The organism is Verrucosispora sp. WMMA2121 (assembly GCF_027460185.1).
Lineage (GTDB): Bacteria > Actinomycetota > Actinomycetes > Mycobacteriales > Micromonosporaceae > Micromonospora > Micromonospora palythoicola.
The window spans coordinates 1,146,864-1,166,150 of record NZ_JAPZBH010000006.1 but is presented as its reverse complement, the minus strand read 5'-3'; the positions used below and the strand labels follow the sequence as shown (position 1 = coordinate 1,166,150).

Here is a 19,287-nt window from a genome sequence, read left to right as displayed (position 1 = left end):
CCGGCCCCGTCACCAGGCGGTGTCGAGCCGGTGCCGCTGCTCGGGTGTCAGCGCCAGGTCCACGGCGGCGAGGCTCTCGTCCAACTGCGCCACCGAGGAGACCCCCACCAGCGGGATGGTGGGGATGTCGCCGTCGATCAGCCAGGCCAGCACCACCTGGTTGGCCGTCGCGCCGGTCTGCTCCGCCACCTCGCGCAGCGCGGCCAGCCGCACCGGCGCGCTCGGCAGGTCGTACTCCGGCCCCAGCGGCTTGTCCGGTCGCACATAGGCGCCCCGGAGCAGTGACCCGTACGACACCAGGATCAGCCCGGGCTCGGCGCGCAGGTAGCTGGTCAGCTCGCCGCCGACCGCGCCCACGTTGCCGTCGACGTCGAGGTCGGTCGGTCCGTCGAGTCGGGCCGGCAGGTAGCTGCGGTGGTACTGGAGCACCTCGTACCCGGGCAGTCCGGCCGCCGCGGCCAGCGCTCGGGCCCGCTCCACCCGCCAGGTGCGGTGGTTGCTCGCGCCGAGCAGCCCCACGGTGCCCTCGGCGACCAGCTCGGCGAACCCCTCCACGGTCTCCCGCAAGGGCACCCGGTGATCCTCGATGTGGGCGTAGAGCAGGTCCAGCCGGTCCATGCCGAGGCGTTCCCGGCTCCGTTCGGCGGACTCCCGGATCACCTTGGCCGAGAGCCCCTCCGGGTTGTCGAGGTAGCTGGTGCCGGGGGCCAGTGGCCGGGCACCGAGCTTCGTGGCGATGACGACCTCGTCGCCGATGCCCCGGCTGCGCCGCCACCGGCCGAGCAGTTCCTCGCTCTCGCCACCCTGCCCGCCGGTCATCCAGAACGCGTAGTTGTCCGACGTGTCGATGAAGGTGCCGCCGGCCTCGACGTACCGGTCGAGGATCGCGTAGGAGGTGGCCTCGTCGGTCTTCGTGCCGAACAGCATCGCCCCGAGGCTGAGCACGCTGACCTCGCGCCGGGTACGCGGGTCGCTGCCGATCGTGCGGTACCGCATGGAAACTCCTCTCGCGCGCCCGAACCTGTGGACGCGGCACCAGCCTGCGTCTTCGAGCGCACTCGAGGTCAACCCCTTGACCCGGTCCGCTCGTCCGAAGGTCCATCGACGCTGACACCTGAGCCCGGTGCGCCCGGACGGCGCCACCCATACGGTGTGTTCCTGTCCGACGTCACACAGTGGAGGATTCACCAGTGCCGCAGCTACCGGACCTGCCTTTCGGTGTGGACTACCGGGCAGTCGGGGTCTTCCTGTTGGCGCTGCTCGTCGCGGTGATCCAGCAGTTCTTCGCCGACTGGATCAAAGCCCAGCTGGCCCGACTGTGGGGACTCGTCGCCGGCCGACGGCGCGGCATCCGGGCGGACGAGTGGCGCCGCTACCGTGCCTGGGTCGCGCGCACCTACAACCGGATGGAACTCGGCTTCGTGCGGGACGTCTCGGTCACGCTGGACGAGGTGTACGTGCCGCTCGAGTACGAGCAGGACGGCAGGCGCGTCGACGTCTACCGCGACGTGCGGGACCGGCGGCGTACGGTGATCCTCGGCGCGGCGGGAGCGGGCAAGTCGATGCTGCTGCGGCACTCGATGGTGCGCTGGGCGGCGGCGCCCGAGCGGTTCGAGCGCGTACCGGTGCTTGTGGAGCTTGCCCGGTCCAACCGGGACGGCCGCCCGATCCGGCAGCTCATCACGGAGGCGCTCGGCCGGCTCGACGACGACCCGGATGGTCGCCGCCGGCATCGGCGCGCCCGTCCGCTCGTCGCCGACGCGGCGCAGGTCGTCGAGGTGGCGTTGGCCAGTGGCCAGCTCTGCGTGTTCCTCGACGGGCTGGACGAGGTGGTCACCGAGCGACGCGGTGCGGTCGCCGACGAGATCAAGGAGTTCGCCGAGCGCCATTCGACGACGCAGGTCGTGGTCACCTGCCGCGACGCGGTCTACGACGGTGACCTGCGGCCGGTCTTCGACCGGGAGATCCGGGTGGCCGGCTTCGACGACGCCGGGATCCGGCACTTCCTGCGGCTCTGGTTCACCCGGCGGGACGGCGGGGATGCCGAGCACCACGCACCGGGGCGGGAACGCGACGAGGTGTCGGCCGACTCCCGGCACGTCGTGGAGCAACTCCTGGCGGAACTGCGATCCAGCCCGACGGTGATGCGGCTGGCCCGCAGCCCGCTGATGCTCACGATGATCACCACCCTGTACGAGGCGGACGCCGGTGCCGGTCCGATGTTGACCAACTCGCGGGCGGAGTTCTACCAGCAGGCCGTCGAGCACCTGCTGCGCCGGGACCGGGATCTCGGCCGGCACCGCAACCTGGCCCGCTACCAGGCCGGCCACAAGCTCATGGCGCTGCGGGCGATCGCGCTGGCCGCCCAGGGTGGCCGGTCCCAGGGCACCGACCGCCGGGTGATCGGCGAGGCGGAGGTGTACGCCGAACTCGCCCGCATCCTGCCCCGGTTCCGGCTGGCCGAGGAGCACCTGCCGCGCATGGTCGACGAGATCGTGGAGCGCAGCGGGCTGTTGATCCGCATCGACGACAACAACCTGCTCTACGAGTTCGCCCACCTGACCCTGCAGGAGTACCTGGCGGCGGTGGAACTCGCGGACGATCCCGACCGGCTGCTCGGGCTCTACCGCGAGAACCCGAGCCGGTGGCGGGAGACGGTGAAACTCTGGTGCGCCGGGGCCAATCGCGACGCCTCCGGCGTGATCCGGCAGATCTTCGCCGGTGACGGCCGGGACCGGCTGCTCGCCCTGGAGTGCGTCGCCGAGGCCCGACAGCTCGACGAGAGCCTCGCCGCGACCATCGTGGACAGTCACGTCCGGCTGCTCGGTACGCCGGCCGCGGACAAGCATCTGGTGCTGGCGGCGCTCGGTGCGGTGTCCGGTAACTCGGGGCCGTTCGGTCAGCGACTGTTCGACAGCCTGGCGCAGCAGGCTCGCTCCGGCGGCTCGGTGGCCGAGGACGCGGTGGTGGCCCTCGCGGAGTCCCGTCGCCGCGAGGCGATCGAGTTGCTCAGCGAGATGGCGGTGCGGGTGCCGGCGGCCCGCGCCGCCCTGCGGGCCACCGGTGAACTGGCCATTCCGACCCTCGCCGCCCGGGCCGGCGCCGGCTCGGTGGCTGCCGTCGACGACCTGGCTGCCATCGGCACTCCCGCCGCCGCGGTGGCCCTGGCGGAACAGTTGTGGGCCCGGGACCGGCAGGTTGCCGTACGCGCGGCATGGCGGCTGGCCACCCTGGTCGACGCCCCCGACGTGGAGAACGAACTGCGCACCTTCGACCCCACGGCGGCGGAGGCCGCGTCCGTGGCCGCCGAGGCGGCGCGGCTGACCGGCCGGCGGTCGGGACGGCTGCCGGGCGCGGAGTGGTACGACTGGCTGTGGGCACCGTTCGAGCCGGGCACCCCGATGGCCCGGACGATGGGGCGCCTCGGCTGGCTGATCCTGGAGTCGACCGACGACGCGCCGGGTGACCTCGGCACCGTCGACGTGCGTCTCGCGATCGGCCTCGTTGCGCGCCCCGATGCGGTCAGCGCCGGCAAGGCGTCGAAGGAACTGACCGATGAGCTCAATCGCAAGGCGCACAGCCTCGGCTACAAGCGGCTGCTCTCCGGAGCCTTCGGCGCGTACGAGATCCGCGACATGCTCGACCTGGTGGCCCGGCGGGAGCCCGAGGCCGCGCGCGACCTGGCGGTGCAGGCGTTGGGGTCTCGGGTGTCCGGTTGGCGGGCCGCGTTGCTGACCCGGCTGCCCATGCCGGTGTTGACGGAGTTGGCCAGTCGACTGTGGACAGGTGGCGTGCTCGACGCCGACCTGCGGGACTGGCGGACGCTCAACGAGCGGCCCGAGGCGCCCACGGTCCTGACCTTCCTGCGCAACGTCGCCGTGACGCTCGGGGCGCTGGCCGGTGTGGTCCTGGTCGGCATCGCCGTCATTCGCTCGTTCAGCACGGTGATCGGCCGCCAGGGGGGATGGGGGAAGGAGGATCTGGCGGCCCTCGTGCTGGTGTGTACGGCTTTTCTGGTTATCTCGTTCGTGGTCGCACTGTTCATGCCGGCCGACCACGACCTGTTGTGGCTGCCTGCCGTCGTCCTGATGATCAGCGGGGTCGGGCTGATGGTTGCGGGTGCGCCTGTCGCGTTCGCCACGGTGACCGGTTGGCTGGGCGTCACGCTCACGGTCGTGGTGGCGGCGGTTCTGGTGGGCGCGATGGTCGTGCTGGTGCGCTGGACCCGCCACCGGGAGCGGGCGTTGCGCAATCCGTACCGGGCGCTGCTCGACCGGGCACCGACTGCCCGCACCGCCGAGCAGACCGTGATCGGTCGTCAGGCCACCGGAGGTAGCGGTCGGTCACGGCAGGCGGTGAGGACCGGCGGCTGAGCTGTGCCGGATCAGCGGCGACGCAACGCGGTCGAGGCGAGTCGGTAGCCGATGGTGTGCTCGACAAGCCGCTCGACCAGGTCCGCCTTGCGCAGCCCGCCGACGCCGCGCAACCCCAGCTGCGCGGCCAGCTCCCGCAGGTCGCGCAGCGGCCAGGGAGAGAGGTACGCGGAACCGTCGGCGCGGCTGCCCATCGTCGCCAGCCGGTCGACGGCGACGGTCAGGTCCGGTCGCTCGCTCATGCCGGCCCTCCGCTTCGCTGCGGCTGCCGGTCCGGCTGGAGGTGGTCGAGGAACTCGGTGGCGAGGCGGCGCAGCTCGTCGCGTACGGCGGGCACCGTGACGCGGTCGCGCAGCACCACCGGCACGCCGCGCGGGGTGTTCGTCGCGTAGAGCGTGACGTTCTCCCGCAGCGCGGTGGGGAAGACCGGCAGACCCAGGTTGCGGACCTGGTCCATGTAGGTCTGGTGGGTGGCGATGGGTTGCTGGGACAGCAACTGGATCATCGTGAAGACCACGCCGGCCACGTCGGGGGCGACCTTCTGGTGCCGGCGTACGGTGGCGAACCGGCGGGCGTCGGAGTTGTACTGCTCGACCAGTTCCCGCACGTTGCCGTGCAGGTAGTCGATGCCCAGGGTGGACAGGTAGTCGGCCCGGGCCGGAATGACCAGGTGGTCGCTGGCGATGATGGCCGACTGGGTGACCACGTTGAAGTTCGGCGGGCAGTCGATCAGCACCATGTCGTACGGGTCGAGCCCGTCGGCGAGCAGTCCTTCGGCGAGTGACCCGCGGACCCGGAACAGTTCGGCGTCGTACTCCTCGCCACCGGCGACGCTGCGGGCCAGGGCCAGGTCGATGTCCACGAGTTGCAGATGCGACGCGATCAGGTCGAGCCGGCCGGCACCGCTGAGCCGGGAGTTCGCCGGGCCGGGTGACACCACAAGTTCACTGAGCGTGACCGACGGGCTGCCCTCGCGCAGGCCGTCGTACCAGCGTTTCACCGTCCGGGTGTCGCGCAGCCGCTCCCGCCAGTCGTCCGGGTCGTAGAAGCCGAAGGTCAGGCTGGCCTGTGGGTCGAGGTCGATGAGCAGCACCTTCATCCCCCGGTTGGCCAGTTCGGCACCGAGGTTGGCGGTCACCGTGGTCTTGCCGACCCCGCCCTTGTAGTTGATCACGGACACGACGTACATCGACGTACCTCCCCAAGACGACTGACGGTAGCGGTCCGTCCGGCGAAAAGTCGATCATCCTCGGCTTGCACGTAAGTACGTAAGTTCGTACTCTCGAGCTATGGCGGACGTGGAGGAACGGTTGGCGGCGCTGGAGACTCAGGTCGCCGAGCTGATCGAGCGGCTCGGCGGCGGTGCGGGTCCGGCTCCGCCGCCGGAGGGGGTCTTCTGGGCGCTCGACGGGCTCAAGCAGCGACTGCCCACCGACGGTGCCGGCGCCGTGCTCTACACCGGCACGGTCCGGGTCGGCGGGCAGCATTACGACTGGCAGTACGGGCGGGGCGTCGAGGACCTGCTGGCCGACGACTGGGCCGACCTGCCGGTCGTCCTGTCGGCGCTGGCCCACCCGGTACGCCTGCGGCTGCTGCGGGAGATCCTCGGCGGCCGGCAGGGCACCGCCGAGCTGGCCGGGATCGAGGACCTGGGCACCACCGGCCAGCTGCACCACCACCTGCGCCAGCTCACCGCCGCCGGCTGGCTGCGCAGCGCCGGCCGGGGCCGGTACGCCATCCCCGCCGAGCGGGTGGTGCCGCTGCTGGCCATCCTCACCGCCGCCGGTCGTTGACCACCACCGACCGTCGCGGCAGGAGACCACCACCGTGGCCGGCACGACTGCCCCGCGTCGATCCGGCAGGGCACGGAAGGAGCACGTCATGCGCAAGACCTCCGTCATCGCCCTGGTCGCCGGCATGGTCGCCGGTCTGGCCGGGCTCGGCCTCATGCCCCGGCAACCCCGGCTGACCGCCCAGACGACCGGCGACGCCGACGTGGCCGCCGCCGCCCGGGCGGCCGTGGCCGACCCCGCCGGCTACCGTGGCCTCGCCGTCGCCCTGATCGACGGAGGGCGGATCCGCACCGCCGGCCTCGGTGACCGGGACCGCGCCGGCAACCCGGTCCGGCCGGACACGCCGTTCGAGACCGGATCGGTGCCCAAGGTGCTCACCGGCATGCTGCTGGCCCACCAGGTCAGCGTCGGGGCGGTACGCCCCGACGACACTCTCGGCGCGACCTGGCCGGCGATCACCGGTGCCGCCCGGGAGGTGACCCTGGCCGAGCTGGCCAGCCACCGCGCCGGGCTGCCCCGGATCGTGCTCAGCTCGGTCACCGACTGGGCTCGCACGATCTGGGCCAACTACGCGGCCGGCAACCCGTACGCCGGGCAGGACGTCGACCGGGTCCGCGCCGCCGCGAACGACCAGACACCCGGCGACGGCCGGGGCGAGGTCCACTACTCGAATCTCGGCATGGCGCTGCTCGGCCAGGCTCTCGCGGCCGACGCCGGCACCGGCTATCCCGAGCTGCTCGACCGGGAACTGCTGACCCCGCTGGGCATGACCGCGACCATCCGAGTCACCAGCGCGCACGCGCTGCCCGCCGAGCGGGCGGAGGGCACTCTCGGCAGTGGTCGCACACCCGACCCGTGGATCGGCACCGGATACGCCCCCGCAGGCCTGGGTTACTGGTCCACAGCGGAGGACCTGGCGCGACTCGTCGCGGCCACGGCCGCAGGTACCGCACCCGGCGCCGATGCCCGCGACCCGCGCTTCGACCACACCGACGGCACCCGCATCGGGTACGGCTGGCTCACCACCCGCTACGGCGACCGGGAGATCACCTGGCACAACGGTGCCACAGGTGGCTTCTACTCGTACGTCGGCTTCGACCGGGCCACCGGGCGGGGTGTGGTGGTGCTCGGCAACACCGACAGGGGAGTGGAACCCGTCGGGTTGCGGCTGCTCGGGGTGCCCCGTGAGGAGGCCGGCACCGCCTCGCCGGCTCGGCCGACCTGGATCGGAGTCGGGATCGGTCTGCTGTTCACCTTCATCGGTGGCCTTTCACTGATCGGCACCGCGCTGCGCCCCGCGGCGGACCGGCTCACCGTGCTGTCGGGAGGTGTCTGGGCGATCGTCTACCCGGCTCTTGGTCACCAGCTCGGTGACTGGTCGGCCGTGCCCGGATGGCTCTGGCCGCTCGGGCTGGTGGCCTCCGGCGTCGGGCTGGCCCTGGCCGTCCAACGCTGGCGAGGCCTACCGGTCAACGGGGCGACGCGGCCCTGGCTGCGGGTGGCGGCGACGGCCGGCTCATTTGTCGTCGCCATGGCGCTCGCCGTCGCCCTGGTGCGCTGAGCGGTGCGGTGCGGTGCGGGTGCGCGTCGATCGGTGTAGCGGCCGAACGTCGATGCGTACCGGCTGATCAGGCGCTGTGCGACGGCATCGAGATATATCAGGATGGCGGGACGTCCGGCGCACGGGGGTAGGGGAGCCGGACATCCATAGAGGAAGGACGTGGCACATCGTGGTGCCTTTCTCCGGCAGGAAAGTGCTCGCCACCATCGCGGCCGGCACCCTCCTGGGCACGACCGCGCTGGTAAGCCCGGCGCTGGCCAGCCCGAACAACAACTCGGCCAAGAAGTTGACCAAGGCGGTGACGGTCAAGGGGGTGCTCAAGCACCTCGACAGGTTCCAGGCCATCGCCGACGCCAACGCCGGCACCCGCGCCTCCGGCACCCCTGGCTACGACGCCAGCGCCGACTACGTGGCCAAGCTGTTGAAGAAGGCCGGTTACCAGGTGACCCGGCAGCAGTTCGACTTCGCGTTCTACGAGGAGTTCGGCTCGTCGTTCGCCCAGGTGACACCGAGCCCGGCCACGTACACCGAAGGCGTCGACTACGAGCTGATGGACTACTCCGGTGCGGGCATCGCGGAGGCGGCGGTCGTTCCGGTCGACCTCGCCCTCGACCCACCACGCGCCTCGTCCTCCGGCTGTGAGGCCAGCGACTTCGACGCCGTCGACGTGGCCGGCAAGGTCGCGCTGATGCAGCGGGGCACCTGCGGGTTCGGTGTCAAGGCCGCGAACGCGGAGGCGGCAGGCGCCATCGGCGCGATCATCATGAACCAGGGCAACGGTACGCCGGAGGCCAACGCGGACCGCTACGACCTGTTCGCCGGCACCCTCAGCGCACCCGTGGGCATCCCCACCGTCTCGGTGTCCTACTACACCGGTGAGCAGTTCGCCGCCACCGCCGGCCTGGTGGTACGGATCGAGGCCGACACCACGTCGGAGATCCGCAGTACCGAGAACGTCTTCGCGCAGACCCGGCACGGGCGCACCGACAACGTGGTCATGGCCGGAGCGCACCTCGACTCGGATCCGGCCGGTCCGGGCTACAACGACAACGGCACCGGCAGCGCGGCGCTGCTCGAGGTGGCGCTGCAGATGGCCAAGGTGAAGCCGAAGAACGCTGTCCGCTTCGCCTGGTGGGGCGCGGAGGAGGCGGGCCTCGTCGGTTCGCAGTACTACGTGGACAGCCTGACCGAGCAGCAGGTCGCCGACATCGCCCTCTACCTGAACTTCGACATGGTCGGTTCGCCGAACTACGTCTTCGGGGTGTACGACGGCGACGACTCCGCCCAGCAGGGCTCCGGCCCGGGTCCGGAAGGTTCGGCGGAGATCGAGAAGGTGTTCGAGAAGTTCTTCGCTTCCCGCAAGTTGCCCACCGTGCCGTCCGACTTCACCGGTCGCTCGGACTACGGCCCGTTCATCGCCGCCGGTGTCGACATCCCGGCCGGTGGCCTGTTCACCGGTGCCGAGGGCGTCAAGACGGAGGCCGAGGTCGCGCTCTTCGGCGGGCTGGCCGATGTCTCCTACGACCCCTGCTACCACCAGGCCTGCGACAGCCGCACGCCGGTCGCCGACGGCGCTGACGCGGCGATCTACCAGGCGTTGGGCAAGAAGTACCGGCTCCAGGGCAACGTGAACGTCTTCGCGCTCGACGTCAACGCCGACGCCATCGCCACCGCCGTGATCACGTTCGCGTACGACACCTCGAAGGTGAACGGCGTGACGACGCCCGGCAAGGGCAGGCACGGCCACAAACACGGTCATGGCCACAAGTACGGCCACGGCCACCACTGGAGGTAGGCGACCATGCGCCAGGCGGGCCGGACCTGGTCTCGGGGTCCGGCCCGCCCCGGTCAGTCGGGCAGTGCGGCTCGGCGGGTCAGCCGGAAGTGTTGTCGTTTGCCGTCGTCGCGGACCACCACGCCGTAGCGGGACAGTTCGGCGCGCAGCTCCCTGGCCTCGCCGCCCCGGTCGTGCTTCAACGCCTCCTGCCGTGCGCGCAGCAGCGCGTTCGCGCCCGCCGGCAAACCGGGCAGGTCGGGCACCCAGAGCCGGTACGCCGCGCGGTGCGGATCAGCCTCCGCCCACGGCCAACCGTGCTCCCGGAAGGCTTCGGCCAGCTCCCTCGCCGGCAGGTCGACCGACTGGCGGGCCAGCTCGGCGTCGTCCGCGTCGAGCAGCACCAGGTGCTTGCCGTCCAGGTAGACAGCCCGGGTGTCGCGCCGGTCGATCTCCCGTTCGGAGCTGCCTTCCCGCAGCCGGACCTCGGCACCGGACACGGTCACCCGTACCCGCTCGGCGGTGCCGATGGCGGCGATCACCAGCCCGACCAGGATCCCGACACCCACCCCACCGGGTAGCGAGTACGTGTCGGGCAGGCCGTCGAGCGCTCGGAACAGGCCCTGCACCGGAGCCCAGGGCAGGTCGGCCACCCAGCCGGACCCGGCCACCACCAACCCACCCAGCGCGCCGCCGACCAACGGGATCCCGCCCCAGAGCACGACCAGCTCGGTGATGCCACCGCTCACCACGGTCGGCGACCCGTACGCCCTCACGCCACCTCCCGCCGCATGGTGCGGACCGTACCGGCTACCACCGGCACAACCAACCACAGCACCAGTGACACCGCCAGTCGCTGCCACTGCCCGGCTGTCACCTCGGCCGTGAACAGCGGTTCCATGGTCCGCCCGGTGTCCAACCACTCGGCCGCGCGGTTCAGCGGCCGGACCAGTTCTCCCACGATCGACCAGATGATCGGCAGCACCAGGTAGCTCACAATGGCCAGCGGAGTGTTCAGCAGCAGCAGCCCGAACCCCGCACCCATCAGCACGCTCGCCACCTGGAACACCACGGCGTGCGCCACCAGCGCTCCCTCGATCCGCCAGGTGCCCGCGCCACCCGTGGCACCGGCGATCGCCGTGCCGACGGCGGCGAACGCCAGGCTGCTCAGCACCGCCCCGAGCGCCGCCAGCACCACCGCGACGAGCTTGGCGGTGATCACCCGTTCCCGGCGCGGCACCAGGGCGAACGTGGTGAGCGCGGTGCGCTGGGACCACTCACTGGTGATCGACAGGATGCCGAGCACCGGCAGCAGTACCCCGACCGGCAGCAGGGCGGTGGTGAAGAAGACCGCGAAGTTCTGTTCCGGCGCTTCGGCGTACACCAGGAGGAGCGCGACGATCACGGCGCTGACCAGACCGATGGTGATCAGCAACCAGCGGCCGGCCCGGGTGTCGACGAGTTTGCGCAGCTCCACGGCGGTCAGCCGGGCCAGCGACGGTAGGTGTTCGGCCGAGCGGTGACCCGGGACAACCTCTGGTGCGGTGCTGACGGTGGTCATCGGACGACCTCCCCGGTCGGTTCGGTGCTGGTGGTGGAGTGCGGGACGGGGCCCGGTGCGGTGGCGGTCAGGGTGAGGAACAGCTGTTCCAGGCCACCGCCGCCGGCCGGACGTAGCTCACTGAGGGCGACCCCGGCGGTCCGGGCGATCTCGCCGACCGTGTCGGTGTCGGCGCCGACCAGCAGGCCCTCGGAGCCCTCGCTGACCGTCAGGCCGGCCCGCCGCAGCGCGGCCCGCAACGCCGCGCCGTCGCGGGCCCGCACCACGGTGCCGGCACCGGCCAGCAGCTCGTCCTTGCCGCCCTGGGCCACGATCCGGCCACTCCCGATGACCACCAGCCGGTCCGCGACGGCCTCCACCTCGCGCAGCAGGTGGGAGGAGAGCAGCACGGTGCCGCCCCGGTCGGCGAAGTCCCGGAGCAGGCCGCGCATCCAGAAGATGCCTTCCGGGTCGAGGCCGTTGGCCGGCTCGTCCAGGACGAGCACCCGGGGGTCGCCGAGCAGCGCGTGTGCCAGGCCAAGCCGCTGGCGCATGCCCAGCGAGTACGCCCGCACCCGGCGTCGGGCGGCGGTCGGGCCCAGCCCCACGCGGTCGAGCAGCTCGCCGACCCGGCGCCGGTCGACGCCCATCGTCGCCGCCGCCACGGCCAGTGCCTCCCGGCCGGTCCGCCCGGCGTGCTGGGCGGAGGCGTCCAGCAGCACCCCGACCGTACGGCCCGGGTTGGGCAGTTGCCGGTACGGCCGACCGTCGACGGTGGCGGCACCGGCGGTCGGTGGGGTGAGCCCGCAGATCATGCGCATGGTGGTGGACTTGCCGGCCCCGTTCGGACCCAGGAAGCCGGTGACGGTGCCCGGTTCGCAGTGGAACGACACGTCCTCGACGGCGGTGTGCCGCCCGTACCGTTTGGTGAGCTGGTGTACGGCGATCATGGCTGCCAGCCTGTCCGAGCCGGTCGGTCGTCCGCAGCGGCCATCGGTCTGGTCCGCGCAGACCAAGGTCGACGCCGAGGTCTCGACTTTGGTAGCTGGTCCGGTGCCCGATCGGCTGCCTACCATTGCGCCTGTGAGCAGCGCCGTCGTACTGGAGCACCCGGGTCTGCTGCCCGGGTCGCTCGGCGCCGCGCCGCTCCGTGCCCGGCGCACCGCCCGCGACTGGCTGGTCGACAGCCTCGCCTTCCTGATCTCTCTGGCCTGGGTGGTGCTGGCCACCTTCGACGCCGCCTCCCCGAACCCGACGTTCGCCGACCGGTTGCCCCACGACTGGATGATCGTCACGGACGCGTTCTTCGGCCAGGTCTGCACGGCCGCACTCTGGTTGCGGCGTCGCTGGCCGGTGGGGGTGGCCATGGCGACGCTGCCGTTGGCGATGTTCTCCGTCGCCTCCAGCATCGCCCTGGTGATCATCTACTTCACGGTGGTGGTGCACCGTCGGACGGCAGTCGCCCTGGCCGTCACCAGTGCCGGGCTCGTCACCAATTTCCTCTTCGCCCTGCTGCGTCCCGACCCCTCCGGCTCGTACTGGATATCCACCCTCTGGGGAGGGGTGATCACCCTGCTGGTGCTGGCCTGGGGCATGTTCGTGCGGGCGCGCCGGCAACTGGTGCTGTCGTTGCGGGAGCGCGCCGAGCGGGCCGAGGCCGAGCAGCAGCTACGGGTCGCACAGGCCCGGCAGTTGGAGCGCACCCGCATCGCCCGGGAGATGCACGACGTGCTCGCCCACCGGATCTCCCTGCTCAGCCTGCACGCCGGGGCGCTGGAGTTCCGCCCCGACGCGCCTGCGCCGGAGGTGGCCCGGGCGGCCGGGGTGATCCGGGACAGCGCACACGCCGCCCTTCAGGACCTGCGCGCGGTGATCGGCGTGCTGCGCGCCGAGACCGCGCTGCCCGACGACCCGGAACGCCCCCAGCCGACCCTCGACGACCTGCCCGCCCTGATCGCCGAGTCCCGGGCCGCCGGAACTCGCGTCGACCTGCGGGAACAGGTCGCCGTGCCGGACCGGCTACCGGAGGCCGTGGGGCGCAGCGCCTACCGCATCGTGCAGGAGGGGCTCACCAACGCCCGCAAGCACGCCCACGGTGCCGCCGTCACCGTCGGCCTCGACGGGGCGCCGGGTGACGGGCTGCGGGTGGAGATCCGCAACCGCAGGCCGGTGGGCGAGGTGCCCCGGACGACCATCCCCGGCACCGGCACCGGCCTGGTCGGCATCGCCGAGCGGGTCAGTCTGGCCGGCGGCCGGCTGGAGCACGGCTGCGACGAGCGGGGCGACTTCCGGTTGGCCGCGTGGCTGCCGTGGCCGGCGACGTGACCGGCCCGGGGCCGGCCGCCGAGGGCGATGGCGCGGCGTCGGCGGCTGCCGCCGACGCGCCCGCTGCCGGCGGCGGGCAGACAGTGCGGATCCTGATCGTGGACGACGACGCGCTGGTACGCGCCGGGCTGTCGATGATCCTCGGTGGTACGCCCGACCTGAAGGTGGTCGGCGAGGCGGCCGACGGCAGTGAGGTCGTCCAGGCCGTCGCCGCGTGCCGGCCGGACGTGGTGCTGATGGACATCCGGATGCCCCGGTTGGACGGGCTGGCCGCCACCGAGGCGCTGCGTGGGCTGCCCCACCCGCCGGAGGTGCTCGTGCTGACCACGTTCGACGCCGACGAGCACGTGCTGCGGGCGCTGCGCGCCGGTGCCGGCGGCTTTCTGCTGAAGGACACCCCGCCGGTGGAGATCGTGCGGGCGGTGCGCCGGGTGGCGGCCGGCGAGGCGACGCTGTCGCCGACGGTCACCCGGACCCTGATCGAACACGTCACGGCCGGACCGGCGGCCGACCCACGGCGGGACCGGGCCGCCCGGCTGATCGAGGACCTGACCGAGCGGGAACGCGCCGTCGCCGTGGCGCTCGGTCGGGGGCGCACCAACGCCGAGATCGCCGCCGAGCTGTTCATGAGCGTGGCCACCGTCAAGGCGTACGTCTCCCGGCTGCTGACCCGGCTCGGACTCAACAACCGGGTGCAGGTGGCCCTGCTCGTCCACGACGCCGGGCTGGTCTGAAAACGTTTGAACCATCCCGTCGCGGTGGCCGTACCACTGCTCGAGGTGCGGTGCTCAAGCGCACCGCTACCGGAGCTGCGGGAGGTCTGCCGTGCGAGTTGATGAGCAGTCGACGGATCCCATCGATCAGATTCTGGGCGAGTTGCCGGTCCCGACGCCGTTGACCCCCGAGGACGTCCGGCTGGCCGTCCGGGCGGTGGTCGTGCACGCGGCCGAGGAGTGGCCGACCGGGGCGCTGTGCCGCAACGACGGTGCCCGGTTCCCCTGCCGGCTGCATCGTTGGGGTCGGAAGGTGCTGCTGAACCACGGGCTCAACGAGCGACAGCTCGACGCCCTGATCCGGCACGGCAATCCGTTCGTGCACGTGCCGTTCCCGTTCCTGATCAACGGGCCGTCGGCGGGACGTACTCCCGCCGCGCGTCCGGCGGGCACCGACCGGGCCGCCGGTTACCCGCCGCGGGCCGCCGGTCATCCGGCGCGACCCGACCGCGTCCCCGGTTACCCGGCTCGGGGTCCCGCGCCCCGGGTGGCCGCCCCGGTCGCGCGCGGTGGCGTCCGGACGCCCGGCTCCGGCCGGCCGGTGGCACCCCCCGCCACCGCGCCGCGCTGGCCGCGGGCGAGCTGAGCGGGCTCGCCCGCCGGCGGTACGACGCCGGCCCGGAGCGCGCGGTCATTCCCCGCCCGCGCCCGGGCCGGCGTCGCGATGCGCCGTGCGATCAGCGGTTCCCGGCGGGGATTCCGCAGCTGGGTGCCGCCCAGTAGGTGTTGTTCGCGCTGCGGTCCTGGTTGTTCTCCCGCCGCGAGTCCACGTGGACGTGGGTGTTGTGGCCGGACACGCCGGGCCCGATGATGCCGCTGAAGCCGTGGTTGCGCGCCTGGCGGGCGATCTGGCACAGCGACCTGTCCCGGGAGATGAGGTCGGCGGCGTTGCCGTAGAGGTGCTGGCTGTCCGACGCCCCACCCACCCGGTTGTTGCAGGTGCGGCTGCGGAACCCGCTGGTCACGATCAGCGGTTGGTCGCCGAGGCTCTTGCGCAGCGCCTCCAGCTTCCACATGGTGCGCAGCGCGTTCTGCCGGGTCTGCCCGGTGCTCAGCGGGCCACCGTCCCACCCGCTGCCGCCGCAGCCGTCGTCCATCTCGGTGTAGCTGAAGTGCCGGGGCGTGCAGTTGTCGTCCTGGAGTTGGTACAGCTTCCGGTAGGTCTGTGGCCCGGCGACCCCGTCGACCTTGAGGCCGTACGCGGACTGGAAGCGGCGAACCGCGGCGGCGGTCTTCGGGCCGAACCGACCGTCGAGTTCCACGACGTTGTTGTTGCCGGCCCAGCCGGCTATCCGTAGTTGCAGCTCGCGCACGTCGCTGCCGGAACGCCCCTGGTAGAGGTTGCGGTTCCAGGTGTAGCAGCCGTCGGCATGGGCCGCTGGCGCGGCGACCACCGAGGCGATCGCGGCGCCCGGCAGGGCCAGAGCGAGGGCGACGACTGCCCGTTTCAAGGTGTGTACGCGCACAGAAGTCCTCCCGATAGGAGAGTGAATGGGATGGCATCCGGGACTTCGACCGGGCTGTCCCGTGGATCCACCCTCGCACCGGAGCAGCCGATTGGATGGAATAAACGAGAATTGTCCTCGTAATTCGCCTTACCTGGGCATTGCCTGTGAATTAGGCGCGTTTCCGAAACCGGCATCCGGTGGTGAGCAGCCGTAGAGCAGCCATTTCCGTGCGGAAGGTCGCAGCCGGTGCCACGGAGGGTGATGTTCACCGGGTCAACCGGCCCGGTAACGTCAGCGCCGGCGGCGAGGGAGGTGGGCGTGGCGCGTGGGGGCATCTTCTGTGTCGAGGGCCAGTGGCACCGGGATCTCAACGAGCGCGGATCCGTGCTGCCCACCCTGGAACTGCTCGAACGGCTGGGCAAGGTCCGCTTCATCCACAAGGACGCGGCCACCCGCGACGAGCTGTTCTACTTCATCGACCGCTGGCTGCTGAAGCAGTACGCCGACCACCGGCTCGGCTTCTTCGCCATGCACGGCGAGCCGAACCGGTTGTGCCTCACCGACTGGCACTCGGTGGAACTCACCGAGGTGGCTGAGCTGATGGCCGGACGCTGCGAGGGGCGACGCCTCTACTTCGGCAGCTGTTCGGTGCTACGCGCCCCCGAGCCGGTGCTGCGGGACTTCCTCGCCGTCACCGGCGCCGCGTTGATCTGCGGCTTCACCCGGGAGGTGGACTGGGTCGAGTCGGCGGCGTTCGAGACCGTGCTGCTCGACGTGCTCGCCAACGGCCGCCGCCACAACGCCGCCGAGCTGCGGATGGGCTCGGCGCACTGGGCGCCGCTCGCGTCGTACCTGGGTTTCCGGATCATCTACGCCAACGGCCGGGCCTGGCGGCCGTCGCTGCGACCTCGGGTACCCAGCCAGCCGTCCGCCGGTCAGCACGCCTGAGTGCTGGTAGAAACGAGCGATGGCACGCATGATCGCGCGTAACACCCGGGTCGACCGGGACGCACTGCTTGAGTTTCTCCGCCCCCGGCACCGGGTGGTGTTGCTGACCACCCGCGCCGACGGCCGCCCACAGTCCTCGCCGGTCTCGGCCGGGGTGGACGCGCAGGGCCGGCTAGTGATCTCCACCTATCCGGAACGCGCGAAGGTCGCCAACATCCGCCGCGACCCCCGGGTGTCGGCCTGTGTGCTCTCCGACGACTGGAACGGTCCGTGGGTGCAGGTCGACGGCACCGCCGAGGTGCTCGACCTGCCCGAGGCCCTCGAACCGCTGGTGGAGTACTTCCGCAGCATCTCCGGCGAGCATCCGGACTGGGACGAGTACCGGGAGGCGATGCGGCGGCAGGGCAAGTCGTTGATCAGGATCACCGTCACCGGGTGGGGCCCGATCGCCACCGGCGGCTTTCCGGCCCGACTGGCCGACTGATCCCGCGGTGGGGCGCGGCGTGGCGCCGCGCCCCACCGGGGTTCAGCACCGAGCCGTCGCGTACGCGGCGCAGCCGATCAGTTCCATCGACACCTGGAGCCGTTCCAGGCTGATGTTCTTGGCGATGGTGTCCTCGGGACTGTGGTACGGCGGTTCGAGCAGCGCCGGAGACTCCTCGCCGCGCCAGGAGAAGTTCGCGCTGGCGATGCCGACCTCCTGGAACGACTGGTGGTCGCTGGCGCCGCGTTGGGTGACCGGCGAGATCCGCGGTTCGTAGCCGAGCCGCCGGGCGGCGGCCGCGACCTCGTCGGTGGCCCGGTTGCTCTCGCCGGTGAACGACAACAGCCAGTACCGGGTCGCCGGGTCCCAACTGGTGGCGACCATGTCGTTCTGGTAGACGGCGAGGATCCGGTCCCGCTCGGGCTGCGGCAGCTGGGCCACGTAGTAGCGGGAGCCGATCAGCCCCTGTTCCTCCGAGCCCCACAGGGCGAAGCGCACGGTGGCGTTCATCGGCACCGCCCTCAGCACCCGGGCCAGTTCCAGGCAGAGCACGGTGCCCGAGCCGTCGTCGTTGGCACCCGGCGCGCCGATGACCGAGTCGTAGTGGGCGCTGACCATGACCACCGGCGCATCGCGGCCCGCCCGACCGCGCCGCTCGGCCAGCACGTTGTGCGAGGTCAGTCCCCGGTGGGCGGTGGTGACGATGGTCAGGGTGAGCGGCCCGGCGGCCAGCAACGCGCGCAGCCGGTGCTTCTGCGCCTGGGCCACCCCGACCACCGGAATCGGCAGCGGCGTGGTGGCGGAGCCGGGCAGCGTGGGGGAGAACGCCGACGCGCGACGGGGCTCCACCAGGTCGGCCGGCAGGAAGACCACGGCTGCCGCACCGGCCGCGACGGCGGTGGCGGCGAGCTGCTCGCGCTGGGCCGCGACATAGTCCACGAGCACGATCCGGCCGCTGACGTCGGCCGGGTAGTCGCCGGGCGCACCCGCGCCGACATCGACCACCGGTGCGGTGACCCGGGTGTCCAGCGCGGCCTGCCCGCTCGCGCCGACCTGCCAGTTCAGGTCCCGTGGCAGCCCGGACGGTGCGCTGAGCTGGGCGAGGAACTTGTCGGCGACCGGGAAGGGTTGCAGCGTGGTGTCGTAGCGCAGCCGGTCGAGCTGGCCGGCGATGTAGTGCGCCGCCCGGCGCTCCGAGTCGGTGCCGCCGATGCGTGGGCCGATGTCCTCGGAGAGCACCTTCAGGTGTTGCAGGGCACGCTTCGCCGACAGCTGGGCGACGACGATCCGGTCGGACGGGGTGAGGGTCGGGGGGCGGTGCGCGCCCGGACGCCGGTCGGTGACCGCCCAGGCGGGGGCGGGCAGCGCCACGGCGGCGGCGCCGCCGAGCGCGACGGTCAACATCCGTCGCCGGTCGAGCGATCCTGATCCGGTGGAGCGGGACGATGCGTGCGGGGGTGTCACGGTGTCGTCGAGCGAGGCCAAGACGGCGCCCTCCTGATTCGAGGTCCGACCCGCGCGTCAGGGGTGTGACGTCCGGGTCACAGAGACTCGAATCTATCCGGCGGGTCGCCGTCACTCAAGATCAGATTTGCCGTGATCGTGCTCAGTACGCGGCGGTGAACCGCATGTTCCGGAAGCGGCCGTTCTCGATCTCGTCGACCACCGCGACCGCCAGGTCCTCGTAGCTGAGCACGCTTCGGCCCGCCGCGTCGGCTACCGGCTGGTCCGTGCCGGTGCGGTACCGGCCGGTGCGCTCGCCCGGATGGAACTCCAGCGGTGGTGGGCAGACGTACGTCCAGGTCACCCCGTCGGCCGAGGAGCGGTAGACGTCGAGGGCCTCCGCCTGGCCCAGCGCGGCGTCGCGGTACTCGTCGGGGAAGTCCGGGTCGTCCAGCAGTGGCGTGCCGGCCGGGTCGAGCAGGGTGGCACCCCCGCCGACGTGGATGACCCGGGGCGCCGCCGGCATCCCCCGCAATGCGTCGAGCACGGTTCGCGCCGCGTCGGGCCACAGCGTACGGTCACCGCCGCCGATCGCCACGACCAGCGCGTCCGCCTCCGGGGCCAGCTCCCGCACGCTACGCACGCTTGTCGCGTCCCCGGTCACGACCCGAACCCCGGCCGGCAGGTACGGCGCGTCCGCCTCGGGACGACGCACCGCTGCCACCACCCGATGCCCCCGGTCGAACGCCTCCCGGACGATCCGCGAACCGGCGGTGCCACCCGCGCCGAACACGACGATGTTGACCACGCCTCCCAGGCTAGGGA

Annotated in this window: 18 protein-coding genes; 9 read left to right on the top strand and 9 right to left on the bottom strand. The window is 72.0% G+C overall.

Annotated features, from left to right (window positions below; translation table 11 throughout):
- Positions 1–9: 9 nt before the first annotated feature.
- Entirely contained in the window at positions 10–996 is a 987-nt protein-coding gene (locus O7605_RS14305) for an aldo/keto reductase (protein ID WP_269739641.1), read from the bottom strand.
- A gap of 194 nt (positions 997–1,190) precedes the next feature.
- On the opposite strand from O7605_RS14305, the gene O7605_RS14300 reads away from it, so the two are divergent.
- Entirely contained in the window at positions 1,191–4,373 is a 3,183-nt protein-coding gene (locus O7605_RS14300) for an NACHT domain-containing protein (protein ID WP_269739640.1), read from the top strand.
- Between the two features lie 11 nt (positions 4,374–4,384).
- Here the strand turns inward: O7605_RS14300 and O7605_RS14295 are convergent, their stop codons facing one another.
- Positions 4,385–4,615, bottom strand: coding sequence for a Rho termination factor N-terminal domain-containing protein (locus O7605_RS14295; RefSeq protein ID WP_269739639.1), 231 nt, complete (start codon positions 4,613–4,615; stop codon positions 4,385–4,387).
- Entirely contained in the window at positions 4,612–5,562 is a 951-nt protein-coding gene (locus O7605_RS14290) for a ParA family protein (protein WP_269739638.1), read from the bottom strand. Before O7605_RS14290 ends, O7605_RS14295 begins: the two co-directional genes overlap by 4 nt.
- A gap of 100 nt (positions 5,563–5,662) precedes the next feature.
- Here O7605_RS14290 and O7605_RS14285 point away from each other — a divergent pair, with 100 nt between their 5' ends.
- The 3 genes from O7605_RS14285 (at position 5,663) to O7605_RS32115 (ending at position 9,522) form a co-directional block, all read left to right on the top strand.
- Positions 5,663–6,166 carry an ArsR/SmtB family transcription factor gene (locus O7605_RS14285; RefSeq protein WP_269739637.1) on the top strand — a complete coding sequence of 168 codons (504 nt, stop codon included), beginning with the start codon at positions 5,663–5,665 and terminating at the stop codon, positions 6,164–6,166.
- An 88-nt stretch (positions 6,167–6,254) separates the two neighbouring features.
- Positions 6,255–7,727, top strand: a complete 1,473-nt coding sequence (locus O7605_RS14280) for a serine hydrolase domain-containing protein (RefSeq protein WP_269739636.1) — start codon at positions 6,255–6,257, stop codon at positions 7,725–7,727.
- A 169-nt stretch (positions 7,728–7,896) separates the two neighbouring features.
- A complete protein-coding gene (locus O7605_RS32115; protein ID WP_269739635.1) occupies positions 7,897–9,522 on the top strand; it encodes a M28 family metallopeptidase in 1,626 nt (541 codons plus the stop codon).
- 53 nt (positions 9,523–9,575) lie between these two features.
- On the opposite strand, the gene O7605_RS14270 is transcribed toward O7605_RS32115, so the two are convergent.
- From O7605_RS14270 to O7605_RS14260, 3 genes are read right to left on the bottom strand one after another with little or no spacing between them, the layout of a single operon-like run.
- The gene (locus O7605_RS14270) at positions 9,576–10,277 is read right to left on the bottom strand and encodes a YqeB family protein (RefSeq protein ID WP_269739634.1); all 702 of its coding nucleotides are present in this window, start codon (positions 10,275–10,277) and stop codon (positions 9,576–9,578) included.
- The gene (locus O7605_RS14265; RefSeq protein WP_269739633.1) at positions 10,274–11,062 is read right to left on the bottom strand and encodes an ABC transporter permease; all 789 of its coding nucleotides are present in this window, start codon (positions 11,060–11,062) and stop codon (positions 10,274–10,276) included. The genes O7605_RS14270 and O7605_RS14265 overlap by 4 nt, the downstream gene beginning before the upstream one ends.
- Positions 11,059–11,991 (bottom strand): ABC transporter ATP-binding protein, encoded by a 933-nt coding sequence (locus O7605_RS14260; protein WP_269739632.1) that lies wholly within the window; start codon positions 11,989–11,991, stop codon positions 11,059–11,061. The genes O7605_RS14265 and O7605_RS14260 overlap by 4 nt, the downstream gene beginning before the upstream one ends.
- A 133-nt stretch (positions 11,992–12,124) precedes the next feature.
- Between O7605_RS14260 and O7605_RS14255 the strand changes: the two genes are divergently transcribed.
- The 3 genes from O7605_RS14255 to O7605_RS14245 all read left to right on the top strand — a co-directional run bounded on the left by O7605_RS14255 (position 12,125) and on the right by O7605_RS14245 (position 14,725).
- On the top strand, positions 12,125–13,366 hold the full coding sequence (locus O7605_RS14255) for a sensor histidine kinase (RefSeq protein ID WP_269739631.1): 1,242 nt from the start codon (positions 12,125–12,127) through the stop codon (positions 13,364–13,366).
- Positions 13,342–14,100 carry a response regulator gene (locus O7605_RS14250; protein ID WP_443083926.1) on the top strand — a complete coding sequence of 253 codons (759 nt, stop codon included), beginning with the start codon at positions 13,342–13,344 and terminating at the stop codon, positions 14,098–14,100. The genes O7605_RS14255 and O7605_RS14250 overlap by 25 nt, the downstream gene beginning before the upstream one ends.
- Positions 14,101–14,191: 91 nt before the next feature.
- On the top strand, positions 14,192–14,725 hold the full coding sequence (locus O7605_RS14245) for a hypothetical protein (protein ID WP_269739630.1): 534 nt from the start codon (positions 14,192–14,194) through the stop codon (positions 14,723–14,725).
- Between the two features lie 91 nt (positions 14,726–14,816).
- On the opposite strand, the gene O7605_RS14240 is transcribed toward O7605_RS14245, so the two are convergent.
- Positions 14,817–15,605, bottom strand: coding sequence for a D-Ala-D-Ala carboxypeptidase family metallohydrolase (locus O7605_RS14240; protein ID WP_269739629.1), 789 nt, complete (start codon positions 15,603–15,605; stop codon positions 14,817–14,819).
- Between the two features lie 300 nt (positions 15,606–15,905).
- Here O7605_RS14240 and O7605_RS14235 point away from each other — a divergent pair, with 300 nt between their 5' ends.
- Together O7605_RS14235 and O7605_RS14230 are read left to right on the top strand one after the other, a co-directional pair.
- Positions 15,906–16,535, top strand: coding sequence for a DUF6642 family protein (locus O7605_RS14235; protein ID WP_269739628.1), 630 nt, complete (start codon positions 15,906–15,908; stop codon positions 16,533–16,535).
- Positions 16,536–16,554: 19 nt separating this feature from the next.
- Complete coding sequence (locus tag O7605_RS14230; RefSeq protein WP_269739627.1) at positions 16,555–17,019, top strand: PPOX class F420-dependent oxidoreductase; 465 nt, start codon at positions 16,555–16,557, stop codon at positions 17,017–17,019.
- A 42-nt stretch (positions 17,020–17,061) separates the two neighbouring features.
- Here the strand turns inward: O7605_RS14230 and O7605_RS14225 are convergent, their stop codons facing one another.
- Both O7605_RS14225 and O7605_RS14220 read right to left on the bottom strand, forming a co-directional pair.
- Positions 17,062–18,423: a M20/M25/M40 family metallo-hydrolase gene (locus tag O7605_RS14225; protein ID WP_269739626.1), complete on the bottom strand. Its 1,362-nt coding sequence runs from the start codon at positions 18,421–18,423 to the stop codon at positions 17,062–17,064.
- A 202-nt stretch (positions 18,424–18,625) separates the two neighbouring features.
- The gene (locus tag O7605_RS14220; RefSeq protein ID WP_269739625.1) at positions 18,626–19,270 is read right to left on the bottom strand and encodes an NAD(P)-dependent oxidoreductase; all 645 of its coding nucleotides are present in this window, start codon (positions 19,268–19,270) and stop codon (positions 18,626–18,628) included.
- Between the last annotated feature and the right edge of the window lie 17 nt (positions 19,271–19,287).

Excerpts from the sequence above, each read along its gene's own strand:
- O7605_RS14230 (WP_269739627.1), top strand. The coding sequence starts at position 16,555 with ATGGCACGCATGATCGCGCGTAACACCCGGGTCGACCGGGACGCACTG.
- O7605_RS14265 (WP_269739633.1), bottom strand. The coding sequence starts at position 11,062 with ATGACCACCGTCAGCACCGCACCAGAGGTTGTCCCGGGTCACCGCTCG.
- O7605_RS14280 (WP_269739636.1), top strand. The coding sequence starts at position 6,255 with ATGCGCAAGACCTCCGTCATCGCCCTGGTCGCCGGCATGGTCGCCGGT.
- O7605_RS14285 (WP_269739637.1), top strand. The coding sequence starts at position 5,663 with ATGGCGGACGTGGAGGAACGGTTGGCGGCGCTGGAGACTCAGGTCGCC.
- O7605_RS14260 (WP_269739632.1), bottom strand. The coding sequence starts at position 11,991 with ATGATCGCCGTACACCAGCTCACCAAACGGTACGGGCGGCACACCGCC.
- O7605_RS14305 (WP_269739641.1), bottom strand. The coding sequence starts at position 996 with ATGCGGTACCGCACGATCGGCAGCGACCCGCGTACCCGGCGCGAGGTC.
- O7605_RS14290 (WP_269739638.1), bottom strand. The coding sequence starts at position 5,562 with ATGTACGTCGTGTCCGTGATCAACTACAAGGGCGGGGTCGGCAAGACC.
- O7605_RS14295 (WP_269739639.1), bottom strand. The coding sequence starts at position 4,615 with ATGAGCGAGCGACCGGACCTGACCGTCGCCGTCGACCGGCTGGCGACG.
- O7605_RS14225 (WP_269739626.1), bottom strand. The coding sequence starts at position 18,423 with ATGTTGACCGTCGCGCTCGGCGGCGCCGCCGCCGTGGCGCTGCCCGCC.